This is a genomic window from Flavobacterium esculini, assembly GCF_048284325.1.
Classification (GTDB): Bacteria; Bacteroidota; Bacteroidia; order Flavobacteriales; family Flavobacteriaceae; genus Flavobacterium.
Map to the genome: position 1 here is coordinate 1 of NZ_JBLVPI010000045.1, position 1,442 is coordinate 1,442.

Consider the following 1,442-nt stretch of genomic DNA (forward strand, 5'->3'; position numbering starts at 1 on the left):
TAGACTGCACCCAAAATTTTAGACAAATTTATAATTAATTTTGATAATAATGAGCTCGATATTGTGTCGGGCTCATTCCGTTTAAATTCAGTTTTATTCTTTCATTATTGTAATATTTGATATACTCTTTAATTTCATTTTTTAAATGATTGATGTCTTTGAATTTCATAATATAAAACAATTCTGATTTTAATATTCCAAAGAAGTTTTCAATAATTGCATTATCTAAACAGTTCCCTTTTCGAGACATACTTTGTATTAATCCTTTTTCTTTCAAAAGCATTTGATATTGTTTCATTTGATATTGCCAGCCTTGGTCTGAGTGCAATATTAGATTAGAATTATTAGGTATACATTTAAAAGACTTTTTAAGCATATTGCTTATTTGATTAAAATTGGGTCTTTCCGATAATTCATAACTTATTATTTCTCCGTTAAATAAATCAATAATAGGCGAGAGATACAATTTATTTCCAGAGATATTAAACTCCGTTATATCGGTTGCCCACTTTTGGTTGGGTGCTGTTGCCTTAAAATTTCGCTGTAATATATTAGGAGCTATCTTCCCTTGTTCTCCTTTATATGATTTATATTTTTTTAATCGTATTAAACTTTTTAATCCTAGAACCTTCATTAATCGCAATACCGTTTTGTGATTAATTACAATTCCTTTTTGTTTGATTGCCAAAGTAATACGACGGTAACCCAATCGGCCTTTATGGTGGTTGTAAATCTGCTTAATCAATTCTTTAATGTCTTTGTATTTGTCGATTAATTGACTTCTTTTTTCATGGTAATAATAACTACTTCTGACCATTTTCATACAATTGAGAAGAACCTCTAAATCATATTTATGCCTTAATTCCATTATGGTTTGAGCCTTTTGTTTTGATTGGCTTGTTCGGCTTGAACTAAGGCATTGAACTTTTTTAAAATTTCGTTCTCTGCTCGCAAATATTCCAGTTCCTTTAAAAGTTCTTCTTCCTTGGTTAACGGTTTGTCTGTTTTTCGTTGTTTTCTCTTAAAATTCATAGATGCTGGTCTTCCTTTGGGTTTAGGTTTTAAACCTGCCGAACCTTCTTTTGCATATTTCCTTTGCCAACGTCTTATTATCGAACTTGTCGGAATATTGAATGTTAAACAGGCTTGACTCAAAGATAATGACTTGCTTTCAATACTTTTTAGAACTTTTAACTTAAAGTTTATACTATAATTTGCGTTTTTTTGGACAGGCAAAAGACCTTCGTTTCCAAATTTAAGATACCACCTAATCCAATCTTTAAGGCTGGTTGTACCTATCTCATTCTCTTTAGCGATGACACTTAGTGATTGACGATTTTTTAAAACTTCATTTACACAGCGAAGTTTAAATTCATAATTGTAACTGACTTTTCTTTCCATAAAAATACCCCCAGATAATGTCTAATTATTTGGGGGCAGTT

At 30.4% G+C, this 1,442-nt stretch carries 2 protein-coding genes; both read right to left on the reverse strand.

Annotation, left to right across the window (positions count from 1 at the left end):
- Positions 1-34 precede the first annotated feature (34 nt).
- Positions 35-958 carry an IS3 family transposase gene (locus ACNQGG_RS17235; RefSeq protein ID WP_417966084.1) on the reverse strand — a complete coding sequence of 308 codons (924 nt, stop codon included), beginning with the start codon at positions 956-958 and terminating at the stop codon, positions 35-37.
- Positions 868-1,401 carry a transposase gene (locus ACNQGG_RS17240; RefSeq protein WP_417966082.1) on the reverse strand — a complete coding sequence of 178 codons (534 nt, stop codon included), beginning with the start codon at positions 1,399-1,401 and terminating at the stop codon, positions 868-870. Before ACNQGG_RS17240 ends, ACNQGG_RS17235 begins: the two co-directional genes overlap by 91 nt.
- Positions 1,402-1,442: the final 41 nt, after the last annotated feature.

What these genes read in the sequence shown, in the direction of transcription:
- ACNQGG_RS17240 (WP_417966082.1), bottom strand. Translation starts at nt 1,401, where the DNA reads ATGGAAAGAAAAGTCAGTTACAATTATGAATTTAAACTTCGCTGTGTA.